The 24,561-nt window shown below is 69.6% G+C and carries 17 protein-coding genes; 6 read left to right on the forward strand and 11 right to left on the reverse strand.

What is annotated here, in order from left to right:
* The first annotated feature begins 260 nt into the window (after positions 1–260).
* Positions 261–524 carry a DUF7882 family protein gene (locus ABD708_RS00005; RefSeq protein WP_344751167.1) on the forward strand — a complete coding sequence of 88 codons (264 nt, stop codon included), beginning with the start codon at positions 261–263 and terminating at the stop codon, positions 522–524.
* A 258-nt stretch (positions 525–782) separates the two neighbouring features.
* Entirely contained in the window at positions 783–1,076 is a 294-nt protein-coding gene (locus tag ABD708_RS00010; RefSeq protein ID WP_344751168.1) for a hypothetical protein, read from the forward strand.
* Between the two features lie 307 nt (positions 1,077–1,383).
* Here ABD708_RS00010 and ABD708_RS00015 read toward each other — a convergent pair whose 3' ends face one another.
* Positions 1,384–2,511, reverse strand: a complete 1,128-nt coding sequence (locus ABD708_RS00015; RefSeq protein WP_344751169.1) for an ROK family protein — start codon at positions 2,509–2,511, stop codon at positions 1,384–1,386.
* A gap of 94 nt (positions 2,512–2,605) precedes the next feature.
* Here ABD708_RS00015 and ABD708_RS00020 point away from each other — a divergent pair, with 94 nt between their 5' ends.
* Positions 2,606–3,532, forward strand: a complete 927-nt coding sequence (locus tag ABD708_RS00020) for a sugar phosphate isomerase/epimerase family protein (protein WP_344751171.1) — start codon at positions 2,606–2,608, stop codon at positions 3,530–3,532.
* A 20-nt stretch (positions 3,533–3,552) separates the two neighbouring features.
* On the forward strand, positions 3,553–4,026 hold the full coding sequence (locus tag ABD708_RS00025) for a nucleoside deaminase (RefSeq protein ID WP_344751172.1): 474 nt from the start codon (positions 3,553–3,555) through the stop codon (positions 4,024–4,026).
* A gap of 73 nt (positions 4,027–4,099) precedes the next feature.
* Here the strand turns inward: ABD708_RS00025 and ABD708_RS00030 are convergent, their stop codons facing one another.
* From ABD708_RS00030 to ABD708_RS00050, 5 genes are all read right to left on the reverse strand, one after another.
* Positions 4,100–5,197, reverse strand: coding sequence for a glycoside hydrolase family 172 protein (locus ABD708_RS00030; RefSeq protein WP_344751173.1), 1,098 nt, complete (start codon positions 5,195–5,197; stop codon positions 4,100–4,102).
* A gap of 43 nt (positions 5,198–5,240) precedes the next feature.
* Positions 5,241–6,107, reverse strand: coding sequence for a carbohydrate ABC transporter permease (locus ABD708_RS00035; protein WP_344751175.1), 867 nt, complete (start codon positions 6,105–6,107; stop codon positions 5,241–5,243).
* The gene (locus ABD708_RS00040) at positions 6,104–6,961 is read right to left on the reverse strand and encodes a carbohydrate ABC transporter permease (protein ID WP_425553239.1); all 858 of its coding nucleotides are present in this window, start codon (positions 6,959–6,961) and stop codon (positions 6,104–6,106) included. The genes ABD708_RS00035 and ABD708_RS00040 overlap by 4 nt, the downstream gene beginning before the upstream one ends.
* A gap of 195 nt (positions 6,962–7,156) precedes the next feature.
* Positions 7,157–8,500: an ABC transporter substrate-binding protein gene (locus ABD708_RS00045; RefSeq protein ID WP_344751179.1), complete on the reverse strand. Its 1,344-nt coding sequence runs from the start codon at positions 8,498–8,500 to the stop codon at positions 7,157–7,159.
* 122 nt (positions 8,501–8,622) lie between these two features.
* Entirely contained in the window at positions 8,623–9,660 is a 1,038-nt protein-coding gene (locus tag ABD708_RS00050; RefSeq protein WP_344751180.1) for a LacI family DNA-binding transcriptional regulator, read from the reverse strand.
* A 205-nt stretch (positions 9,661–9,865) separates the two neighbouring features.
* Here ABD708_RS00050 and ABD708_RS00055 point away from each other — a divergent pair, with 205 nt between their 5' ends.
* Entirely contained in the window at positions 9,866–10,486 is a 621-nt protein-coding gene (locus tag ABD708_RS00055) for a TetR/AcrR family transcriptional regulator (protein WP_344751182.1), read from the forward strand.
* 49 nt (positions 10,487–10,535) lie between these two features.
* On the opposite strand, the gene ABD708_RS00060 is transcribed toward ABD708_RS00055, so the two are convergent.
* The 3 genes from ABD708_RS00060 to ABD708_RS00070 form a co-directional block, all read right to left on the reverse strand.
* The gene (locus ABD708_RS00060; RefSeq protein WP_344751183.1) at positions 10,536–12,035 is read right to left on the reverse strand and encodes a carboxylesterase/lipase family protein; all 1,500 of its coding nucleotides are present in this window, start codon (positions 12,033–12,035) and stop codon (positions 10,536–10,538) included.
* A gap of 22 nt (positions 12,036–12,057) precedes the next feature.
* Complete coding sequence (locus tag ABD708_RS00065; protein ID WP_344751185.1) at positions 12,058–13,365, reverse strand: MFS transporter; 1,308 nt, start codon at positions 13,363–13,365, stop codon at positions 12,058–12,060.
* Positions 13,366–13,501: 136 nt separating this feature from the next.
* Positions 13,502–14,710, reverse strand: a complete 1,209-nt coding sequence (locus ABD708_RS00070) for an ROK family protein (protein WP_344751186.1) — start codon at positions 14,708–14,710, stop codon at positions 13,502–13,504.
* A 111-nt stretch (positions 14,711–14,821) separates the two neighbouring features.
* On the opposite strand from ABD708_RS00070, the gene ABD708_RS00075 reads away from it, so the two are divergent.
* Positions 14,822–17,362 (forward strand): helix-turn-helix transcriptional regulator, encoded by a 2,541-nt coding sequence (locus ABD708_RS00075; protein ID WP_344751187.1) that lies wholly within the window; start codon positions 14,822–14,824, stop codon positions 17,360–17,362.
* Positions 17,363–17,716: 354 nt separating this feature from the next.
* Here the strand turns inward: ABD708_RS00075 and ABD708_RS00080 are convergent, their stop codons facing one another.
* Both ABD708_RS00080 and ABD708_RS00085 read right to left on the reverse strand, forming a co-directional pair.
* Positions 17,717–23,086, reverse strand: a complete 5,370-nt coding sequence (locus tag ABD708_RS00080) for a DUF7507 domain-containing protein (RefSeq protein ID WP_344751188.1) — start codon at positions 23,084–23,086, stop codon at positions 17,717–17,719.
* Between the two features lie 401 nt (positions 23,087–23,487).
* Positions 23,488–24,414 carry an AfsA-related hotdog domain-containing protein gene (locus ABD708_RS00085; protein ID WP_344751189.1) on the reverse strand — a complete coding sequence of 309 codons (927 nt, stop codon included), beginning with the start codon at positions 24,412–24,414 and terminating at the stop codon, positions 23,488–23,490.
* Between the last annotated feature and the right edge of the window lie 147 nt (positions 24,415–24,561).

Here is a 24,561-nt window from a genome sequence, read left to right on the forward strand (position 1 = left end):
ACGCGACGTCGCGTATACCGAGACCGGTGTGCGCGACGCGTTCCGCAGCGTCACCGACTACATCGACAACGTCGGCCTCGGACACCAAGACCCCTTCGAATGCCCCATGATCACCGCACGACAAACCGCAGCCCTCATCAGCTGAGCCCGTCGGCACCGTCGAAGAACAATGCGTTCGCGTGCCACCCCTGCCGCGGATGATTTCGCCTGCGCGAAGAGGTCGCACGGAGAACGATTCGGCGCGCGTGTCTGGCCGAGACATGTTGCTCGCTGACATGCGAAACTCTGTTCAGGCCGGTCTGCTGTGGCAGTGCTTGAAAGGGGAAACCACGGGGGTGCTCGTCTATGCAGGGTCCGAGAGCTACGAGATCGAGGACCGTGCTCTCGCGCACGTGAAGATCGCGATCACTTCGAACCTGCGACGGAACGAAAACTTCCTGCTGAACTGGAGCGTGCCTGCCTCTGCTCTCATCGGCGATTCCGCTGCAATTCCGGTTTCTCCGGCAGCAAGCCGCCGGAACTGAGCCGCATCTGGCTGGAAGCACTGGAGCGGTCCTCGACTGGAATCCGAGGAATGCTCCTGATGAACGAAGAAGAGGCAGCGCACTACCTTCAGGCTGCTGGAGGCGCCACCGCTCCCTGATCCACCTGAGGTGGGATCCACCCGGCTGCTGCGCTGACAACCAACGAATGCACCTCTTGGGACGCATGTCAACCGCCCGTAACTGCGGATGCGAGGTCGGCCGCCCGGGTACCAAGGAGGAGACGCGACAGGGGACGGCATGCACACACTCACGGTGACACTTGGCCTGACGGCCTTCACGCTCAAGCCAGGCACGAGCGTGCGCAAGCTCGAGAAACGAATCGTGTCCGCACTACGCCGCGGTGCCGGAGTCATCCGGCTCCCCCTCGCAGGCGGCGGAAACGTCGACGCCATTGTGAGCCGCGGACTCATGGTCACCGTCAACCGCCAAGAGACACCGCAACCGGAGGCAGGCGCAGCGCAGGAAGCATGGGTCGCTGAAGCCGCGCTCGACCTAGACGAATGGGGAACCACCAGTGACGCAGAGCGGTGAACTGCTATCGGCGCTTGCCTCTCGGTGACTCACATATCGGCCAATCCATGGGCCGACCGCCTGCAAAGAAACTTGGGCCATTAACGGGCCATTAACCGTCCGAGAAGCAACTGAGACGAACTACCACCAACGAGAGAAACTCCTGATCAAGTCGTTTCCGCGCTCATCAATACAGTGTGGAACCGACGGGGGACTCACTGAAAATCGTGAGGTCACGGGATCGACGCCCGCCGGAGCCACCATCGAATTCGGCGGCTCGGGAATCCCCTGCGATCTGCCCTGTGCGAGGCATCCGTCGACCGAACGGCTACTCGACACTGCCGAAGAGCTCGCCGTCCACCTGGTCCAGAGCCAGCCGCACCGCGCCGATCACCGCAGCCTCGGCCCCTAGGCTGCTGTACCGCAGCTCGATCGCCGGGGCGTTCACGGCCGCGATGCCGCGCTCGAGTCGCACGAGCAGCTCGGGGCCGGCGTCTTCGAGGCCGCCGCCGAGGACGATGACCGGAGGCGCGATCGTCCACGCCAAGGTGGCGAGAACCCCGGTGAGAGGCACGACGAACTCGTCCACCTGAGTCAGCGCCTCCTCATCTCCGGCCCAGGCCCGCTTCACGACGGCCACGGCGGCGCGATGCGACTCAGGCGCCGGCGAGGTGAGCAGGCCGACGGGATGCCCCATCAGGCGGGCCAGTCCGAAGGCCTCGGCGTGGACGATCTCGCCCGCCGAACCCCCGAAGCCGTGATGCAGGGTTCCCCCGATCACGATGCCGGCGCCGTTGCGCTCCCCGGCGAGCATCCACACGAAGGTGTCGAGCCCTCGGGCCGCTCCCAGCCAGCGTTCGCCGATGGCCGCGAGCTTCGCGTCGTTGTCGGCGAAGGCGGGAACACCCAGCAGCTCGGACAGAACCGCTGCCGGCGCAACGCCGGTCCACCGCTGCTCGTCCTTCAGCTGGACGAGGATGCCCTCCTCGCTGACGACACCGGGCACGGCCACGCCCACGGCCTTGACCGTGTCCCGCTCGACGCCGGCTGCAGAGATGGCCGCCTCAACGGACTGGGCCACCTCGGCGAGCGCCGACTGCGGATCATGGAAGTCGGGGACAGGCCGGAAGTCGCGCCCGACGACCGCGCCGCGCACGTCCGTGACCACGGAACGCACACCGCCCGTGTCGATGCGCGTGCCGGCGATCACCCAGCGCTGCGGGTTGAAGCGGAACGTTCGCGCCGGTCGGCCCCGCCAGTTGCTCGGCTCCGGCGCGCTCTCGGTCACCCAGCCGTCCTCGAGCAGCTCTGCGAGGATCAGCTCGATCGTGCGCCGGGACAGGCCCGTGCGATCCAGCAGCTGCGCCATTCTGATGTCGCCCTCGATCTCCGCCATCACGCGCAGCGTCATGCTGGCATTGAGGCGGCGCATTGCAGAGGGATCGAGAGCGGGCATCGCGGCCATCCTACGGTCGCGCCCGCGGTCCGTCCTCGATTTATGCGAGAACCATGCATAATTACGTCACGAGAGCTTGAGGAAGAGGAGCGCCATGACGCAGCCCATTTACGGTGTCGACCTGGTCACCTTCTACCACCCCGGATTCTGGGGTGTGGAGACGGACGCGGAGATGCTGGCCTGGTGCGCCGGCCACCCCGTAGAGATGTGGGAGAAGATGCTCGACGCACTGTCGTCCGCCGGCGTGGACGGCATCGAAGTAACCTTCCCTCCGTTGGACCACCACAGCGCGACGGCGGCGTTCGGATCGCCGGAGAAGGTCCGTGAGGCGCTCGACGGCCGCGGAATGCGCGTCATCAGCGGCTTCGTCGACGGCACATCCTGGCACGAGCGCACCGCCGACGAGATCGTGGCCGAGCTGGCGGACTACACCGCCTTCCTCAGCGCAACGGGCGGCACCGTGCTCGTCGTCGGCTCCCCGATGGTCGCACCCCGCGCCGTGCCCTACACGGCAGACGAGCGGCAGGACATCCTGCGACGCTTCGCCGCCGCGTGCGAGGCCATCGGCGCCGCACTCGCGCCCACCGGCATCCGTCTGGCCGTGCACACCGAGTCGCACTCCATCACCGTCACGGCCGATGACATCACCGAGCTCATGCTGACCACCGACCCCGGGCTGGTGGGCCTGTGCCCGGACTCCGCGCACCTCACGCTCTCCGGAACCGACCCGGTCGCCATCGCCGAGAAGTTCGCCGATCGCGTGCTCGTCTCCCACTGGAAGGACGCCTCCGGCCCCATGCCCGCCGACCTGGTGGTGGCGCCAGATGAGGACGTGCACGCGGTCCACCGCCGCTACATGCGCTCGCTGGGAACCGGCGCCGTCGACTGGGCGGGCTGGGCACGCGCCATGAGCACGGCGCCCACCGCCGCGGTGCGCCTGCTCGAGCTCGACGCCACTCCCGACCCCATCGGCGAGCTGCAGGCGGCGCGCGCCTTCGCCGAGCAGCTCGGCACCGACTGATCGCCACTACGAGACGACGCATGGACAACGACATCCGCCTCCTGCGCGAGTGCATCGCCCTCGCCGCTGAAACCCGCCAAGCCGGAGCCCACCCGTTCGGCGCCCTGCTGACGTCCGGCAGCGGGGAGGTCATCGCCCGCTTCGGCAACAACTCGCCGCGCCCGGCCGGCGACCCGACCCAGCACGCCGAATTGCGCACGGTCGCCCACGCGGCGCGCCTGCTCTCGCCGGAGGAGCTCGCGGAGAGCACGCTGTACTCGAGCGCCGAGCCATGCGTGATGTGCTCCGGTGCGATCTACTGGACGGGCGTCGGCCGGGTCGTCTACGCCCTCTCCGAGGTGCGACTCAAGGAGCTGACCGGCGACGACCCCGAGAACCCCACCTTCTCCTTCCCGTGCCGAGAGGTGTTCGCGCGCGGGCAGAGAACCATCGAGGTCGTCGGCCCGCTGATCGAAGACGAGGCCGCCGTTCCGCACGAGGGGTTCTGGGCCTAGCCTCGAGCGGATGCCCCTACGCAGGCAACCGCGAAGGGCCCGGGCCTCTCAGGGCGGCCCGGGCCCTTCGTCGTCAGCGCGGAGTGCGGCCGTGCACCGGGGCCAGCGCCGGGAACTCGACGTGCGGCTCCGTCTGGTACCAGTAGGCGACCGAGAAGATGTCGTCGGAGCGTTCGAAGAGGCCTTTGTCCCACACCCCGATCTGCTGCACCGTGACACGAAGTTCCCGCTCGAACCAGATGGGGTCCGGCAGATGCCAGCGATACACCGCGTGCATCGGTGCCGTCGACTGGATGAACGTACCCGCTCGCGTGTTGTCCCTGTCGCTGAAGAACGGGTAGCCGCAATACGGTGCGCTGAAGGTGATCGGCACCGGTTCCGGGTCGTGACGCAGCTCGTCCTGGAACGCCCACGCACCGCCGGCATAGTCCTCGAGCCCGGTGCTGCACAGCGTGGGCAGCTCGGTGTCGCCGTCGAGGAAGAACTTGACCTCGCCCTCTCCCCACCAATAGCGGGAGAGGGATGCCAGTCCGATGTACGTGCCGAGATAGCGTCCGCTTCCGGTGACCCCGTCGAGGATGACATGGTCCTCGCCGAGGCGGGTCGTCGCGTTCGAGCGGCGCCACTGCGCGTGGAAGTACGGCGTCTCGTCGGCCACCTCGTCGCCCACGGTGTAGTCGACCTGGAAGAAGACGTGATCGACATCCGCCGGGTGCTCGCTGCTCAGCACGATCCGGGCGCGACGCCGGAACGGCATCGGGATGTACGCGTTCATCCCGCCCGTCGGCGCGACGACGATCGGGACGGACGTCACGAGCGCACGGGTGCCGAAGCCGTTGCAGAAGAAGTCGCCGAGCGGCGCCTCCACCGACGGCGTGCTCTCGTCGTCCCAGTACATCCGCAGCACCAGGTCCCGCAGGACGAACGGGCCGCCCTCCGTTCGATCGGGCACCGTGATCCAGATGTGACGCACCACGCCCGGCCCCTCGATATCGGCGAGCGTCAGCTCGCCGCCCGCGGGAAGCGGCAGATACGCGCTGCCCTTCCGTCCAGGCCCGAGGTGAGAGCTCGCCGCCGCAGCCTTGCCGGGCTCCCCGGACAGGTTCTCCGCGTTGATCGAGCGAGTTCTCACGCCCGCGGGGGCGTGAAGGTCGGACAGAGTGGGAAGCACGTTTCTCCTCAGGTCGTGGGGTGTTGGACGGCGAGCGAGCGCTCTACTTCACCGAGCCGACGGTCACGCCGCGGCTCAGGGTGCGCTGGAAGATGATGAAGAACACGAGCGTCGGCAGCAGCGACAGCAGCGAGCCCGCGTTCAGCGAGGTCACATCGATCGAGTTCTGCCCCTGCAGCGTGGCGAGGGCGATGGGAATGGTCTGCACGGATTGGTCCGACAGCAGGATGAGGGGGATGTAGAACTCGTTCCACGTCCAGACGAAGAAGAAGACCATCAGGACCGAGAGCGTCGGCCGCATCACCGGGTAGACGACGGACCAGAGGATGCGCCAGCGCCCCGCCCCGTCGAGCGCAGCGGCTTCGAGGAGAGACGGCGGCAGCGTCGACATGACGCTCGACAGCAGATACGTGCCGAACGCGGCCTGGAGCACGGTGAAGACGATGATCACGCTCCACACGGAGTTGAACAGCCCTGTCGCCTGCGCCCCGTAGAAGAGCGGGTAGATCAGCGCTTCCTGGGGAAGCATCGTCGCCAGCAGGAAGACGGCGAGCAGTGCCGTGCCACCGCGGATCCGGCCGACGCCGATCGCGTACGCGCTCAACAGCGATACGAGGGTGCCGAACACCGCGACCAGTGCCGCGATGAGGACCGAGTTCCACAGTGCGCGCAGATAGTCGACGCGGTCGAGATAGTCCCGGAAAGACTGCAGGCTCCAGCTTGTCGGCCAGGCGAGCGGGCCGTGCGTCGAGTAGTCGACACCCGTCTTGAACGCGTTGAGCACCAGCAGCATCAAGGGCGCCAGCATGACCAGCGCGATCAGGATGGCCAACGCGAGGATCACCCAGCGCAGCGGGCGGCGCCGGCGCGGGCGGGCAGCGGGCACCGTGAGCGTGGCGAATGCGGTCATTCTGCGAGTTCCCCTCTGCCCTCTCGTCGCTGCAGCCAGAGCATGACGCCGGCGACGAGGAAGATGACAACGGACATGGCGGTCGCGATGGCCGACCCGTAACCGACCTTCGAGAGCTCGAAGAAGTTCCGATACGAGTAATAGGACGGCACGATCGTCGATCCCTCCGGTCCCCCACCGGTGAGGATGAGCACCGGCGCGAACACCTTGAGTGCGCCGACCGTCGCGGTGATGACGACCACGAAGACCTCTGGCCGGATCTGCGGGATGGTGATCGCCGCGAACCGCCGCCACCAGCCCGCGCCGTCGAGCGCGGCCGCTTCGTGCAACTCGGGGTCGACGCGCTGCAGTGCCGCCATGAAGATCACGACGGGGTATCCGATCTGCAGCCAGATCAGCATGAGCACGACGGCATAGATCGCGATATGGGGGTCGCCGAGCCAGTCCGGCGGCCGGCGGACCCCGATCGCCTCGATCACGCTGTTGAGCAGGCCGTCCTGTGTGGCCAGCACCCAGCTCCAGATGAACCCCGCCACGGCGATCGGGAGGATCTGCGGAAGGTAGTACGTCGCCCGGAGGAAGGCGGCGGCTCGGCCGCCGAACTCCCGGCCGATGTAGTCGAAGAGCATCGCCGCCAGCAGCAGCCCGATCACCGTCGGCACCACCACGATGCCGAGGATCATGAAGATCGTGTTCTTGAAGGCCAGCCAGAAGAGCTCATCGCCGAAGAGATCCACATAGTTCTGCAGACCGTTCCAGCGCATGGGCGCCATTCCGCCCTTCCAGCGGAACAGGCTGATGTACACGTTCATCGCGAACGGGATCAAGACGATCGCGAGGGTCCCCACGATCATCGGAATGAGATAGAGCCAGTAGGCAGCGCGCTGCCTGCGCTTGCCCCGGGCACGGCCGGGGCTCGCCCCTGTGGTCCGGTGGTTCGTCAGCGCGGCATCCGCGGTTCTCGTTGTTGCTGTGCTCACTGCGTGGCCTTCCGATCTGTCCTGTCGGTGACGTGCGGAAGCCGCGCGAGGCGGCTTCCGCACACCGCCTCACCCTTGATCGGTCTCCTTCTTGCCGTCGTCGTAGAACTTCTGCAGCTTGGTCAGGTACTGCTCGGCCGTCTCGTTCTTGTTCGACATGGCGGCCATGTTCGACTGGATGAAGTCGAGGAAGCCCGGCACCGGATAGTCGGGATAGAAGGACAGCGTGTCTGCGGCGACGATCTCGTCGAACCGCTGCGTGTACCCCCGCGTCACCGGGTCGGTGATCTTCGATGAGTCGCCGGCCAGCGGCAGGCCGCCGAGCTCGCCGATCTTGTTCTGGACCTCCGGGCTCAGAGTGGTGTTGATCCAGTCGTATGCCAGCTCCTTGTTCGCCGCCTTCGCGGGCACGCCCCAGAGGTGGCCAGACGAGCCCATCGAGAGATTCGCGCCGGGCAGCGTGAAGTAGCCCCACGCGAACGCGTCCTGGTCCTTGACCCGGGGGAACACGCCGTTGTTCCAGATGAGCATTCCGGTCTTGCCGCTCAGGAAGTTCACGTTGGCCTGCTCGTAGGTGAGGCCCGCGAGGTCCGTGCCGAGGTATCCCTTGTCGATCCAGTCCTGGAACTGCTCGGTGGCCTTCTTCCAGGGGTCGGCCGAGAAGTCCACCTTGCCCTTCAGGAACATGAAGTCGTCGATCTGCTCACGGCTCGCGTAGGCGGAGACGAGGGAGTACCACACCCACATCTGGTTGAAGCCCTGGTTCGTCGAGGCCGAGGACGACACGGGGGTGATCCCGGCGTCCTTGAGCTTCTGCATGTCGGTCACGAACTCGGCCATCGTGGTGGGCGCGGCCGCGATCCCCGCCTTTTCGAACAGGTTCTTGTTGTAGTAGAAGGTCACGTACTCGCCGAAGTTCGGGATTCCGTACCAGTCGCCCGAGCCGGCCTTGCCCTGTTCGTCGTACTTGGCGAACGACTGCATGCTGCCGGTCACCTTCTTGTCCCAGCCGTACTTCTTGACCTGGTCGTTCAGCGGCTCGAGCAGTCCCTGGCTGGCCAATTGGCCGCCGTCGGCGTTGCCCTTGTTGAACTCGACGACGTCGGGCACCTTGTTGCCGCCGAGCGTCAGCTTCGCGTTCTTGCGCATGGCGTCGAAGCTCGTCGTCTGGAAGTCGACCTTCACGTCCGGATGCTTCTTCTTGAAGATCTGGAGCGCGAGCTGCCAGCCCTGGCCCTGCGCCGTCTTGGGGTCCTCGTATTGCAGGATCGTGAAGGTCTTGCCGCCGGCGTCGCCTGAGGCGGCGCTGCAGCCGACCAGCGTGGCCGCGGCCACCGTGGCGGCGGCTGCGGCCGCGATGAGCCGGGCGAGGGTTCGCCCGCGCGAGGCTCGCGCGGTTCGGGTCGTTGTCATTGCGTTGCTCCTTTGCATCGTGGGGAGATGGGGTGAGTCCGGGCGCGCGAGCAGGCTCGCGCCGCCGGCGACGGTGGCCGACGGTGTGAAGAGCTGGCGGCGCCAGCGTGTCGTGAGGGGTTTCAGTTCTGAGGCGGTGGTCCGATCGATTGCCGCACGACCGGGGCACAGGGCATCAGATAGCCTTCGCGCTCCGCACCGTCGAGGGAGCCGTCGAGTCGGCCGACGACCCGGCGGATCGCCCACTCACCCATCTCACGATGCGGCAGCTGCACCGTGCTCAGGCCGGGGTCGAGCGCTTCCGCGACGAACTCCTGGTTGTCGAAGCCGGCGATCGAGAGGTCGCCGGGGATGTCGAGACCGAGGTGGCGCGCCACGTGGTAAAACCCCATGGCGGTCTGATCGCTGAACGAGAAGACGGCCGTGGGCCGATCGGCACGATCGAGGAGGCGGCGTGCGGGCAGTACGGCGTACTGCGTCGCGGCGTCCTCGGCGACCACGGTGAGAGACGGATCCCGATCGATTCGGGCTTCCGCGAGCGCGCGCTCGTAGCCGCGTTCCCGCAGTCGCGACGCGATCGGATACGCACTCACGTTGCAGAAGCCGATACGGGTATGCCCCGCATCGATGAGCATCCGGGTCGAGGTATACGCGCCGAGCTCCTCGTCGGGGACGACATAGTCGACGGGAGCGTCGGAACCGGCACTGCTCGGCCGGCCGTCGAGGACCACCACCGGCATCTTCGGCGGCACGAGGGGCAGCTCGACCACCTTGTGGAAGTTCGTCGCGACGACCAGCGCCTCGATGTTCCGCTGCAGAAGCGACTGCACGGCCGGCGTCTGCACCTCGTCGTTGCCGTAGGTGTCGATGAGCATCAGCATGAAGCCCGCTTCCCAGGCCGCCTGCTGCGCGCCCGCGAGCATGTGCGCCGAGAAGGGGACGGTGGCCACCCGATCCGACACGACGCCGATCGTCCGGCTCTGCTTCGTCTTGAGCGAGCGCGCCAGCTGGTTCGGCACGTAGCCCAGCTCGTCGGCGGCGCTTCTGATCCGCTCCGCCACCTGGGTGTTCACGCGGCCTTCGCTGCGCCCGCTGAGGACCAGGCTGACGCTCGACACGGAGACGCCGACATGCGAGGCGATGTCCTTCATCGTCAGCATCCCACGCTCCTTCGCCTGTGCGTCAATCGATTGACTTCATTGACCGACGCCACGCTAAGAGCGTCAAACGCGTTGACGCAAACGAGCGTTATGCACCCGTTACCCGAGCCCCAGCGCCCAGTCCCTCGCCCTTCTCGGAACCCTCGCCGCGAGCCGGCGCGCGCAGCGCTGAGGGGGAGCTTCTGCCGTGGCATCCTGGTAGGGCATGACACTCGACGACACGGCCAGGTCTCCGCGCTCCGGCGGCTACGCGAACGGGCGTGCGCGCCGCGAGCAGATCCTCGACGCGGCGATGGCGCTGTTCGGCGAGGTGGGCTACCGCAGCGCATCGCTGCGGGAGATCGCCGCCCGTTCCGGCATCTCGCACCCCGGCCTGCTCCACCACTTCCCGACCAAGGAGGCTTTGCTCCTGGCGACGCTCGAGCGACGCGATGAGATCGACGCGTCCGGCATGAACGAGGACGGGGACGGTGACGACGGCGTCGGCCTCCTGCGCCGGCTGGTCGCCCTCGTCGAGTTGAATTCGCGTCGGCGCGGCGTCGTCGAGCTGTACGCGGCGCTCTCAGCGGAGGCGACCAGCGCCGATCACCCGGCGCACGAATACTTCCTCGAGCGCTACCGGCGCACCATCGCGGCCGTGAGCCGGGCCTTCGCCCTCGCCCGTGAGCAGGGCGCGCTGCGCCCCGGCGTCGACCCCGCGCTGGCGGGCGCCCAGCTCGTCGCGCTCATGGACGGGCTCCAGCTGCAGTGGCTTCTCGACGGCCGCACCGACATGCCGGGCGCCGTGCGGGCGCAGATCGAGTCGCAGCTCACCGTTCCTCTCTGAGCTGCGGCCCGGTGCGCGGCACGGCACCCGGCATGGCAGGGGCTGTGGTTCAGTCCCCGATCAACGCGCGCTCGAAGGCATACGCCTCGGGGTCGTATGCGGTCTCGCCGCCGTAGCTCATCGCCCCGGCGCCGCCGGACTCGGCGCGGCTCCAGGGCATCTCGCCCGTCGTGATGAAGCCGACCCAGTCGGCGTGCATGCGGTCTGCGAGCGCCTGCGGCGGCTCGTCGCCGAACTGCGCGGCGACGCCTTCCGCATCGAGCACGTCCCACGTGAACGGGATCTCGTAGCAATGGGCGGACGTTCCGGTCACCGGGGAGCGCCAGGCAAAATCGTACAGCCAGGTCTGCGTGGCGCCGCCGGCCGCTCGGGCCGCGGCGACGCGCAGGGTGGGGGCGCGGAAGAGCTGGCTCACGGCGATACGGCTGCGCGCGAACTGCTCGCCCGTGGCCGCGACATCCGCGAGATAGCCCGCCTGAGCGGCCTCGCTCACGCCGCTGCGCGCCAGCGCAGCGCGGATCTCGCCGAGAGGAACCGGCAGCGGGAAGGCGAACTCGTCGCGCGTGCTCCCCGCCACCAGCGGCACCTGAGAGGCGTGGCCGCCGCGCAGCGCCGCCAGGCCGTCGAGTGCGACCGAGTCGCCGTCTGCAACGGGCGAGAAGGCGAGCGACAGCGAGGGGGTGCCGGCGCGCAGGCGCTCGATGACGGCGTCGACCGGGGCCGTGGGCGGCAGCGCTCCGGGGAGGTCGTTGGCATCGCGCTCGCGATCCAGGATGTCGTCCTCGGGAACTCCCCGCCACGCGCTCGCGGTGGGCTCGATCCCGAACCGCTCGGCGAAGGCGCGGCCGACCGACTCGGCCGTGTCGACGGGGATGCCGCTCGTCGGGCCCGACTGCGAGATGACACCGGCGAACAGACCGGCGGCTCGCGGCGAGCTCAGCAGCGTGAGCACGCTCGCGCCGCCGGCGGACTGCCCGGCGATGGTGACTCGGGCCGGGTCCCCGCCGAAAGCGGCGATGTTCTCCTGCACCCATTCCAGGGCCGCGATCTGGTCGAGCACGCCACGGTTCAGGGGGGCATCCTGCATCCATCCGAAGCCGTCGAAGCCGAGCCGGTAGGCGACCGTGACGACCACGACGCCGTCTCGGGCGAAGGCGCGCCCGTCGTACCACGGGCTGGCCGGCGAGCCCGCGAAGAAGCCGCCGCCGTGGATCCACACGAGCACCGGCAGCCCGGCGCGGCGGTCACCAGCGGCCGGGGTGAACACATTGACGTTGAGGGTCGCCTCGCCGGGGATGGACGGCTCAGGGATCGTCGTCACGGCGCCGAACGGGCGGCGCTGCGGCGTCGGCCCGTAGTGGTCGGCCGGGCGCACCCCCTCCCAGCGCTCGATGCACTCGGGGGCGGCGAAGCGCCGCGGCCCGACGGGCGCGGCGGCGAACGGCACTCCGAGGAAGGCCGCCCCGCCCGGGTGCTCGATGCCGCGGAGCCGGCCGGCCCCGATCTCCACCTCGAGCCCGCTCACCGCTGATACCTGTGATGTCGACATAGGAGGGTTCCTTTCCGGCGGCTCAGCGAACCGACTTGATGGGGAAGATGAGCAGCGATGAGACCACCACGGAGACGGCCGCGAAGACGAAGATCGAGGCGTAGTTGCCCCCGAAGATGCCGAGCAGCGCGGCGGCGACGACGCCGACGATCGCCTGCGGGACGTTCGAGGCGACGTTGAGCACACCGAGGTCCTTGCCCGCGTCGCCCTGCGAGGGCAGCACGTCGACCATGACGGCGAAGTCGACGGCGGTGTAGGCGCCGGAGCCGATGCCCATGATGAGAGAGCTCGCGATCATCGCGGGCACGACGGGGAAGGCGACCGGGATCAGCACGCCGAACGCGACGACCACGCTGGCGAAGAAGACGAAGACCTTGCGGCGGCGCAGCAGGTCCGAGATCCGGCCGAACACCAGGGTGCCGACGACGGTGGTGATGAGCGAGCAGATCGAGAGGATGCCCGCGATGGAGCCCGCCTTGAGGGGGCTGAGGTGCAGGTAGTCGGTCAGGATGTAGAACTGGTAGTTCGAGACGCCCTGCGTGCCGAGGACCATGAAGAACCGGCCGCCGAAGGCCCAGGCGTAGTCGGGATGCTTGCGGGGGCTCACCCAGAAGCCCTTGAAGAACGCGCCCCAGCGGAACGGCGCGATATCTGCGGGCGCCGCGGTGCGATCCGGATTGATCAGGACGAACAGCACGGAGGCGACGATGACCAGCACGCCGAACAGGCTGTAGGCGATGCCGAGGTTAGCCAGCACATGACCCGCGACGATCACGCCGAGGGTCGCGCCCAGTGCGGTGCCCACACCGGTGAAGGCGGAGGCGGTCGCGCGCCCCTTCTCATCGACGCGGTCGGCGATCGTCGCCGAGACCGGCCCCTGGAAGGCGTTCAGCAGCACCTGGGCGACCACCCACAGCAGGGCGATCCAGAACACCGTGTGCGAGAACTGCATCGCGATCGTGACGATGCCGCCGCCGATCCCGCCGAACAGGATCCACGGCGAGCGCCGCCCCAGCCGCGAGCGCGTGCGGTCGGACAAGGCGCCGACGATCGGCTGCGCGAAGAGGGTCGCGGCAGCCGAGGCCGAGGTGATGATCGCGAGGTTCTCGACCTTGCGGGCCGGGTCGATGAGGCTGACCTGCTGCGGCAGGATGATGGCGATGACGCCGGCGTAGGTGGCGAAGAGGAAGAGGTAGCCGCCGAGCAGGGACCCCATCAGCCGCGCACGCGCGCCGGTGGGCAGCTGGGCCAGATTGGTGAGCCCGGTGGCGACCCCGCCGGCCGGGCTGGGCAAGGGCGCGGCGGGCGGCGCGGGCGTGGGTTCGCTCATGAGAAGTACTCCTTTGTACGTGTGCTGCCGGTTCGCCGGCCGGTTGCACCCGGAAGGAACCGGGCCAATACCGACCAGCCGTTAGCATTTTGCACGCGCACTCTGATTAATTCAACTCATGAATTAATGCGTTCTCTCAACCTGCCGTCATAAGCGACGCGGGATTCCGCAGCAGAGCTCGCCGCAGCGAGTACGAGGCCCCGTCGGAGCCCGCGAAATCCCCGTGCACGCCGGCGAGGATCTGCGCTCCGTCAGCGTCGCCACGCTGCGCCGCCACTCGGGCGGCGAGCGGCGCCAGGTACCCGCCGAGCACGAAGGCCTGCGGTCGGAGCATGATGTCGACCACTCCGACGGTGTGCACCAGCCAGCCGACAAGTTCCGTCACAGCGCGGGCGGCTCGCTCGTCGCCCGCGCCGTCACGGCGGAGCAGCTCGGCCTCCGCCTCCGGAATCCCGTTCTGCTCGCGATAGGCCGCAAGACCCGCTGTGGCGAGCACCCGCTCCGGGTCGGCGACGGTCACCAGGCACCCGCGCTGACCGCACTGGCACCGCTCGCCGGCCGGGACGACGACCATGTGGCCCGGCTCGAACGCCATTCCGTCCCGGCCGAGCAGCAGCTCCCCCGCGATCATCGCGCCCCCGCCGATGCCCGTGTCCGACTTCAGATAGACCATGTCGTCGATTGCGAGAGCACCGGGTCCGCTGCGCAGCGACGCGAACTCCGCCATCGCAGCGCAGTCCGCATCGTTCGCGATCTCGGGGCGCGGAACCCGCTGCGGGAGCCGTTCATGCACGAGGGCGCGGAAGTCGACGTCCCGCCAGCCCAGATCCACCGCAACGGGGACCACTCCGCCCGCCGAGATCACCGGCGCCGGCACCACGATCGACGTCGCGACGGTGCGGATGCCGCGCACGGCAAGGGCGTCCACCTCGGCCGTGAGCGTGCCGGCGACCAGGTCCGCGACCGCTGCGGCATCCCCATGAGGCAGCCGGACCCGCTCGGCCCGCCTGAGGAGATCGCGGCCGGCCAGGTCGGAGGCGAGGATGCGCAGTTCGTCGACGACGAGTTGCGTCACGAGGACCGCGCGGTCCGAGCCGTCCACCTCGAGGCGCTCCAGCGGCCGCCCGGCGCCGCGAGGCCTCGCACCCGCATCGGCCGGCCGCACGAGGCCGGCGTCGCCGAGCTCCGCCGTCAACAGCGTGACCGCGCCTCGCACGAGGCCCGTCGCCGCAGCGATCTCGGTGCGAGCCGCCTCGCCGACGTCGTCGAGGTAGCTCAGCACGACACCCAGGTTGCGCACTCGCACGGCGGCCGCGTTCATGCGCTCGGGGCGGGTCAGGCTCATAGCCCCATGCTGTCATCACCGAGATGAGCCCACGTCGGGGCATATCGCGATAGATTCTCAGTGTGTATGTTGCGCTTTGCGCACCACGACAAGAGCCGAGGATGACGCAAGGTGACGGTGCACTCCGAGTCAGAGGCGACGCGCCCTGAGTTCACACCCGACGCACCGCCCGTGATCGCGCCGACGCCGCCCGTCGGATCGCTTCCCCGCCCCCGTCTCTGGGAACTCCTCGACAGGCCGACCCGCCTCACGGTGGTGCGCGCCCCGACCGGCTTCGGGAAGACGGTGCTGCTGCGGCAGTGGGCCCACCGCTTCGGGCACGACGGAGAGCGGCTGATCTGGCTCGACGGAGCTGACGCAGACGGCCGGCATCGGCTCGCCTACGACGCGGCCGAAGACACCGTGCTGGTCTGGGACCACTTCGACGAGGTCGCCGATGACGGAACAGAAGCCGCGCTGCTCGCGGCACTGACCCGGAATCCGCACCTTCGCCTGATCGTCGCGGTTCGCGACGGGCGACGCTTCCCCGACGTGCTCCGACTCGAGGTGCCGATGGCTACGGTGGCCACCCGTGAGCTCGCCTTCCAGGGCTCCGAGGTCCACCAGATCTTCGAGCTCATCGGTGTGCGCCTCGACGAGCACGGCTTCGAGCAGCTCGAGCGCGGGGTGTCCGGCTGGCCGAAGCCGATGCACGAGCTCGCCACACTGCTCGCCGCACGATCGGGTGAAGCCGCACGCCTCGACGAGGCGCTGATCCGCATCACCCGGCGATTCCTCCGCGACGACGTCATCCCCATGCTCGGGGCCCTCCCGGATTCGAGTTGGCCCGACTTCGTCCTGGCCAGTGCGGTTCCCGACCACCTGACCGAGGAGCTCGCCCGCGCCGTCACCGGCGACGGGCGGGCGGGTGATCGCCTGGAGCAGCTCGTCGCTCAGACGATGATGATCGCTTCGAGCGAGGCAGGTGAACGGACCTACCGCTGGCGCCCGACTCACCGCGCCGCGCTGCGGCAGGATTTCGAGAAGCGGGACCCGGCCGGTCTCCGCCGGGTGCACGAGCGGGCCTCCGCGTGGTACTTCGACCATGGCAGGGGTGCCGAGGCGCTCGCACACGCGCACCTCGCTCAGGACTGGCCCGCCGTGGTGCGCATCGTCGAGCGGTACTGGACGCCGCTCATGTACGAGAACTATGCGGAGACCCGGACGGCGCTGCGCGAGGCGCCGGTCTCGGTCGTCAGCGGCAGCATCGCCGCGGTGGCCATCCGCGACATCTTCATGCTGCGCTGGCGGGTCGGCGACGACCTGCTGCTCGAGGCCGCCCGCGCCTCCCGGCTGAGCGAGCCGCACTGGATCGAGACGCTTCCGATTCCCGCGTGGGACCAGGCCATCACCGACGCCACCGCCGTCATGATCGCGCTGCGCACGCGCGGCGAGCTGCCGCTCGCGCAGCGCTTCGCGGAGAGCGTGGATGCCGCCCTCAACTCGTGGCTCACGATCGCCGGCGTTCCGGGGCTCGGCCTGTCCGGCGATGCTCTGCACGCGATGCTCCACGCCGGCATCACGCGAACGTTCGCCGACGACCACGATGGGGCGGTCGAGACGCTGCGACGCACCTACCGCTTCAGCCCGCGCACGCCGGGCGATCCGTCTGCGCCCAATGCGGCGGTCAAGACGGCGCTCGCGTACGCGCTCGTCGGCGAGACCCGGCAGACCGAGGACTGGCTCGGCCGCAGCGGAGGCGATGACGTCGAGGTGTGGCCCCTCGGCGCGGTGAGGGCGCAGCGCACGCTCGCCGCCGCCCTCGCGGCGATCGAGCGCGGAGACCGAGACGACGCCCGTGAGCAGCTCGGCCTCTTGGAGACCCGCACCCCCAACGAGTACGTGTGGGAGACGGCCTACGTCTACGCCCAGGCGCGCTTCGACCTCGTCTGGGGCGACCGGCAGCTCCGGCTGCGCGAACTCGCCCGCGAACGGGAGCGCCTGCAGCGCTGGCTCGAACCCGGATCGACCCTCGGCCCCCTCGTGGATTCCGCCGAGGCCGAGCTGCACCTCGCGCTCGGGAACGGCACCAAGGCGCAAGCCCTGCTCGCGGCATCCGATCACCCCCGCCTGCTCGTGCCGCGTGCTCTGCTCGCCCTGCTGAGCGGCCGCAGTGACGAGGTCGTCCGCATCACCACGGCGGCCCTCAGCTCCCCGTCGCTCATCGCCCGCGATCAGACGCAGCTGCAGGCGCTGAAGGCCGTCGCGCAAGCCCGGCTGGGCGAGGATCAGGCGGCAGCCCGCACGCTGGCCGACGCGCTCGCGAGCGCCGCCGCGTCCGGCGCCCGACTCGGGCTCGCCAGCGCGCCACGGGCCGAGCTGCGGGAGCTCGCGGTGGCACACGGCCTGGCAGAGCGCCTCGACGCCGCCACGGCGGACCTCCCCGAGATCTTCCCCGGCTCCGTCGACGTCATCGTCCTCACCGCCCGCGAGCGCGAGGTCCTCGGCCAGCTCGCCGCCGGGCGCACCGTTCGCCAGATGGCCGATGCGAGCTTCCTCAGCCAGAACACCATCAAGAGCCAGCTGCGCACCCTCTATCTCAAGCTCGGCGTGAGCTCCCGGGCCAGAGCGCTTGCGCTCGCGCACGAGCACCGGCTTCTCGAGGATCGCTGAGGCGCTTCCCCGCGGGCGTCGCGGATCTCGCGGTCGCGTCGAACATCGCGATCGACGCGATCGTCGCGGGCGGCCCTTCGATCGGGTGGGTTGAGGGAGAGAGGGCGCGCCCACGACGGCACGCGGTGGCGCTCAGCCCGGACGACGCCCGGTGCCTCGGCACCGGTTCGGGATCCGTCGGGCGGGATCGCTACCAGTGACAACGCTATAGAACGCCCTGTCTACCCCCGGCCCGATCCTGGTCGATTTAACCCTGTCTTTGACCCTGTCGCAACAATGCCCGATACAACAGCCGGTTAACAACGATGGGGGCGGATCGCTCCGCCCCCATCGCCCTCTCCCGCGCGTCCCGACTCAGCCGCGCGGCAGACCTCGCCGCTTCGCCCGCAGAGCACGGGCTGCGAGAGCACCCAGCCCAAGGGCGATCAGGGCACCCGCACCGGCAGTCAGCCAGGGGGAGATGCGCGTCCCCGTCACGGCGAGAATCGTGGTCACCGGGTCACCGCCGGCGGCGGCGACGACCGGTGCCGGCGGGTCGGTCTCGACGACGGCCGTGGAGGGATCCGTCGTGGTGACGACCCCCGCGGCATCGGCGCCGTGTGCCGTCGCCGTGTTGGAGACCTTCCCGCTGTCGGCATCCGCCTGCGTCACCCGATACGGACTCGACGTGAACACGAGCGTCTGACCGGGGTACAGCGTCGCGCTGGCCGGCGTGACGGCGCTCACCTTCGGGTCGTCGATGACGACTCCGCTCTCCGTCATGTTGCCGGTGTTGGTCACTTCGAAGGTGTAGGTGATCGTCTCGCCCGCCTCGGCGAGGCCGTCGCCGCTGGTGTCGTGGAGCTGGGCCCGCTTGATGATGGTCATCGCGGGCGCAGGGTCGGCGACCGGGGTGCGCACCTCGGACGGATCCGAGGTGACGTCGCCGCCCAGCGGGTCGAGCCCGGTGGCGGTCGCGACGTTCACGACGAAGCCGCCGGCGTCGATGTCCGACTGCTGAGCGACGAACGGCTGCGCGGTGAACAGCTGCTGCTGCCCCGGCGCGAGCGTGGCCGAGGCAGGGTCGACCCCGGTGACCTTGGCGTCCGCGATCGTCACGCCGTGCAGGGTGACGTTCCCGGTGTTGGTCACCACGAAGTGGTAGGCGATCGTCTCGCCCGCGTCGACCACGCCGTTGCCGTTCGCGTCGTCCAGGTCGCCGGATTTCACCAGCGCCAGCGCGGGTGCGGCGGCGGTGACGGGCGTCGTGGCAGTCGAGTCCGGGCTCGTCGTCGGCAGATCGAGCGGGCTCAGGCCCGTCGCATAGGCGGTGTTGCTGATCGGCGCCTCGGCATCGACGTCGGCCTGCGTCACAAGGTAGGCCGATGACGTGAAGGCGACGGATTCCCCGGGCTCGACGACCGCCGAGGCCGGGCTGACGCCGGTCACCTTCGGGTCGTGCACCGTCACGTCGTGCGCGGTCGCGCCGCCCGTGTTGGTCACGACGAAGCGGTACGAGATCGACTCGCCGGTGTCCGCCGTTCCGTTGCCGTTCTCATCGGCGAGCGTCGCGGTCTTCAGGATCGTGAGAGCCGGGCCGAAGGCATCCGTTGTGGTCGCACACGGCAGCCCGTTGGCGTCCGCGCCGTTCACGCAGCTCGTCGGGTCCTCGATGTACGCCGCGTTGGCAACCGGGACGGCGCCGCTCGTGACGACGACGCGATAGCTGAGCACCGCCGTGGACCCCGCGGCCAGGGCGCCGCTCCAGCGCAGGGCCGTGCCGCTCGGGTCGGCCACCGCGGCAGGGGCGCCCCCGTCGATCGCGATCGTCGCAGAGCCCGGGATGAAGGATGCCTGGCCGAGCACACCGCTCAGGTCGTCCACGATCGCCGCGGGCGAGCTCGTCGTGAAGTCGGCGTCGCCCCTGTTCCGCTCGGTCACGGTGTAGGTGATGGTGTCGCCCACCGTCACGCCGAAGGCCGAGACGTCAGAGGTCTTCGTGATCGACAGGGCGCGCAGCTGATCGGTGTCGTCCGCGGTCGCCGTGAGGCGGGCGCGCGGCTCGGCCGGGTCCGGCGCGTCGAGCCGCGCGGTGTTCACCACGTCACCCGTGGCGCTCGGCGCGACCCTGACGGTCAGCGTGAGCTCGACGGTGCTTCCGGCCGCGCCGCTCGGCTCGCCGCCGGCCGTGGTCGCCTGGCCCGCCGCGGCGAGCGTGGGCAGCGTCCAGCTCACCGTGCCGCCGGCCTGGCCGGCCGCGACGCCGCTGAGTGCGCCGTCGCCGCTGGCCGACACGAAGACGAGCGAGTCCGGCAGGGTGTCGGTGACGACCGCGCCTGAGACCGCCTCACCCACGAGCAGGTTGCTCGCCGTCAGGGTGTAGCTGAGCCGCTGCCCTGCCGTGGCGGCGCTCACGCCATCGCTCTTCGTCAAGGCGACGCCCGCCGTCGCGGGGGCGATGTTCCATTCGCCGGTGGTGAGGTTGTTGCCGCCGTCGGGGTCGAAGAGCGGCCCCGTGACGGTCGCGAGCACCGCGATCGGGCCGGACTCCGTCTCCGGGACGACGGGCAGGTCGAGCGCGTCCGGACTTCCCGCCGCGAGCTGCCGCGTGGTTCCGTCAGCGTTCACCGGAAGGCAGTCCAGCGAGACCGGGCCGGAGAGCGGTGCCGTGTCATCGTCGCTCGTCGAGCAGCTCCAGCCGCTCGGGGCGAAGTCGGTCACGGTGAGGCCGGCCGGCACGCTGATCGTCACACTGCCCGAGGCCTGCGCGTTGCCGCCCGGCAGGTTCGAGACGGTGAACGGCAGCACGCCCGGGCGTCCGTACTGCAGCGACAGGTGCGCCGGAATGGTGATGGCGAGGTCGGCCTGCGCCGTGGTGGCGCACACCGGCAGCGGTTCGGCCGCGAGCGTCTGGTCGCTGGCGACGGCGACCGAGTTGCACGCCTGGCTGCCGAGCGCGGTCACACCGGCGACGGTGGCCGCGTAGGTGAAGCTGACGGTCTCACCGGGCTGCAGGGTGCCGGTCACGGTCGCGCGGATCGCCTGGGCGCCCGCTGCCGTCGTGCCCCAGTCGTCGACGGCGCCGGGGGCGCCGGGGGCGACCTCGGGGCGGGCCGGGTTCGTCGAGCCCGAATAGGCGAGCTGCACCTTGCTCGACACCTTGCTCGTGCCGCTCAGCGTCTCCGCGAAGGTCGAGCCGCGCGGCGTCGTCGCGGTGCCCGCGCTCGTTCCGGTGTCGCCGAGGTACGGCAGCACGTCGTAGGCGACCACGCCGGACAGCGTCGTGTTCCCGGTGTCCTGCAGGATCACCCGGTAGGTGATGTCGTCGGCGTTCGGCGCGACCGCGACCGTGTCGCCGGGGTTCGAGATCCAGTCACAGCCGTCGGCGGCCGTGGGGTCGGGCTGGCAGATCTGCTTGACGACGCTGAGGCCGTCGGCGCTCGAGACGAGCACTCCCTGGCTCGCGCTGGAGAACCAGTCGCTGCTCAGGCCGTTGCCGTCGGCATCCGTCGTGTCCTGCACGGCGCCGGCATAGCTCGCCTGCGTGTTGTCGAACTGGTCGCGCGCGTCGCCGACCCAGGCCGTCGCCTGACTCGTGGTGCCCGCGGCGACCGCAAAAGTGGGCTGCGCCTTCACGCTCAGCGTGGGCCACGTCGTGTTGGCGCCGAAGCTCACGTCGCTCGGCCAGGTGACGGTCACCAGCTCGCGATCGACACCGCCGATCGTGGCGGTCGAGTAGCTGAACTGGGCGCCAGCGGGCACGCTGCCCGCCGGGAAGGACGCCGAGCCGTCATCGATGCTCCACCCGGCCGGCGCGATGAAGACGTACTCGGGCGTGATGCCGGCGTCGGCATCGACGTTCGCGGTGGTGCCCGTCACCGAGAAGGTGACGTCGCGCCCCGGCACCGCGTTCCCGCCCCCGTCGACGGCGGCCGCCGCGGGGAAGCTCGCCGTGAAGCTCGGCAGCGTCGTGACCGTGGGCCACGCGCGGAACTGGATGGTCTTGGAATCCGAGCCGGCATCGACGTCGGCCAGGGAGGTGCCCGGGTAGCTCATGACGGCGGACGCCGTGTTGGTGACCTGCGTGCCGATCAACGGGATCGCCGCGGTGGTGACGGCGTAGTAGAAGCGCACGTAGAACTCGGTTCCGGCGTTGGTGTCATCGGGCGAGTGGTTGCCCGGTGCGAGGGTGCCGCTGGTGACGGTCGCGGCGGTGTACCGGCATCCGGCGCTCCGCTGCGCGGTCGTGAGCTTGACGTCACGAGAGACGGTCGTGCCGCTGACGGGCGCATCCGTGCCGCACTGATAGGTCCAGTTCACCGTCGGCGCGGGCGTCGTCGATGAGCTGTAGATCTCGTAAACGGGCGCGCCGGGCAGGTCGAGCTGGTCGTCGGTCACCGTCGCGACGCCCGGCTGGTTGCCGGCGTTGCGCGTCGACACGTTCCAGTACAGGTCGTGCTCGCCGTAGGCGGGCACCTGCTGCCCTGCCGTGCAGGCGCGGCCCCACGAGTCCACCCCCGTCGAGGGGCAGATCACGCCCGTCGTGTCGGGCGGGACGTTGTCCATCGTGACGCCGACGCTGCCGCTGTTGACGTCACCGCTCGCGCTCTTGCTCATCGTCGCGCGGCCGAAGGGCTCGTAGCACTGCACGAGCGTGTCGCCCTGCCCCGCGGGGGTCGAGACGGTCTTCACGGTGTGCGCGGGGTCGAGATACGTCAGCGTCGCGGTGACCGTATTGCTGACGGATGCCTCGAAATTGCATCCCTCAGCATCCGCCTCGGGGAAATTGGACGCCGGGTACTGCACGGTGACGGTGTGGGGGCCGTAGTACGGCGATGCAGTGGTCCACGTGCCGCCGGCCTGGCCCCAGCCGCCCGCGGCGTTCACGTCGGGTGCGTCGGCGGAGCCGACGGTCCAGGTCACGGTGTGGGCCGTCGCGTCGTAGACGCCGCCGTAGGTGCTCGAGACGTACACGGCCTCGGCGGGCAGCTGGTCGACGACCACGTAGCTGCCCGCGGCCTGCGCGGCGGACGAGCCCACAATGCGGCCGGAGCCGCCGTAGACGAAGGCGCCGGAGCCCATGCCCACCGAGTAGGTGACGTTCACATCCGGAGCGACGGTGTCGGCGACGGATTCCACGATCGAGGGGTTCGGCACGGCGATGTGCCATGCGACGGGGGCCGAGTTCGCGCTCACGCTCGCCGTGGCCGTCGAGGAGGAGATCGTGGCGGTCGTGGCGATCGGGAAGCCGTCGGGGAAGTACTCCGCCGGGGCGATCGTCGTGCCGTGCGGCGCGACGGGCTGGATGGCGTAGTAGACGGTGAAGGAGCCGGACGCCCCCGCCGCGAGGTCGCCGAGCGAGATCGTCTCGCCTGCGGCATCCGTGCCCGCGATGGTCGCGCCCGTGAACGGCGCGGTCCACGAGTCGTAGGCGAGCAGCTGCTTGCCGAACCCCTGCGGGTCGGTCTGCGGCGGCGTCAGGGCGACGCTCGCACCGGCGCACGCGGCGGCACTGCACGAGTAGGTCACCCGGTAGCCCACGATCGCCACGTCACCACCGCCTGCGACGTACGTGCCGTTCGAGGAGACGCTGGTCAGCGGTGCTCCCGCACTGTCGACCGCGGCGACGGCGACGCCGAGCACGCCGCTGCCCGCAGCGTCAGCCGGAAGCGTCGGGGCGAGGAAGGCCATGACCGTGGCGAGGATCGCGATGACGACGGCCGATGCCCGGCCTCGGTGCCGCACGGCGGCGCGGTGTGACGGCGCAGATGATCGAGGACTGCGGCGCATGCTCTCCCCCAAGGAGTTCGAAGATCACGAGTGCGAGAACGGCCACGATGCAGATCCGGGCCACCCAGTGTGAATTCTGGGGAGCGGTGTGAGCCGGCTATGGAGAGGCTCAGGCTCTTTCACCCAGCCGTTCACCCGAAAGGCCGCTGAGTGTGCCCTGTTCGGGAGGCGTGCACGCTCTCACTGCCGGCGGCGTGGTCAGGCCTTGTCAGCAGCCGACCAGCGCATCACTTGAGCAAATCTTGAGGTTCTCCCGCGCTTTCGGCGCTTAGTCGCTCGGCAGGATGGGTGTTGGTCGCGCCTGCAACGCGATCAGCCCTCAACCCTGAAGAGGCGCGTGTCCAACCCGAGTGGAATCACGGCCCCGGCACGGGATGTTGGTCGGAACGTCCTGGGTCGGCACCGGGCCCGTCCGCAGTCGAGATCTTCGAAGCGGCCGGGCCCGGTTCTTTTGTCTCCAGCGACTCGGGCCAGGCGCCCGTGTGCTCATCCGTGAGAGCGGAGGCGATCAGCCGGCCGCCCTGCGTGAACGCGGCATCGATGCCGCGCGGTGTGACCGTCGCGCTGATGTCGGTGTCGGCACGCAGTTCGCCGAACGCGGGGAACGAGACGGTCAGGAAGCGCGGGGGCGCACCGTGCTCGCGCTCGTGCATGACGGCGGCCGAGTGCAGCAGCAGCATGCCGGGCAGATGGTCGACGGGGTGGTCGAAGAAGAAGGGGTCGGATTCATCGACCCCGAGCCGCGCCGCCAGCTGGTCGCCCGACCGCGCCACCGTCTCGATGAGGTCGCCGCCGAACGGGCGCACGCACGCGTCGAGCTCGGCCGCGTTGCGCCGGATCGCCCGGTAGTCGCGATCTACGAGCACACGGGCGTCGACGCGTCCGGACGCGATGCCGGGCAGGTTGTATTCGACCTCGAGCACGTGCGGGATGCCCTTGCGCTGCGTGATCCCCGCGAAGTGCACTTCGAGCGTCCCTTCGAGCGCTCCGAAGCGCGGGAAGCGCAGGTTCTCGGGCTCGACGCGCACCGTCATGCTCGAGACGATGAAGTGCATCGACTGGCCCATGCCGAGGCCGGCGACGCAGATCGCCAGGCCGGCCTGGCGGAATGCCTCGGCCAGCAGCGTGACCGGGACCCGGTCGGGAGTCGGGTGGCACAGCCAGTGGCTGCGCGGGATCTCGACGTCCGCCCGCCAATCCGTCGGCGAGACGGCCTCGATGGCCCAGACGAGCGACTCGGACCGCGTCGAGCGGTGCGCGGCACTGCGATCGATGAGAACCACGTCACGCACCACCTTCGATGGGAATCCGACTCGCGGCGAAGGCCGAGGACAGCATGACGGGAACGAGCTGCGCGACCAGTGAGGCCGGAGCGGGTTCGGCCTGGCGAGGTCCTTCAACAGTAATCTTGAGCCGACGCGCAGGTCACG

Origin of the sequence: Gryllotalpicola koreensis, from assembly GCF_039538185.1 — a bacterium.
Classification (GTDB): domain Bacteria; phylum Actinomycetota; class Actinomycetes; order Actinomycetales; family Microbacteriaceae; genus Gryllotalpicola; species Gryllotalpicola koreensis.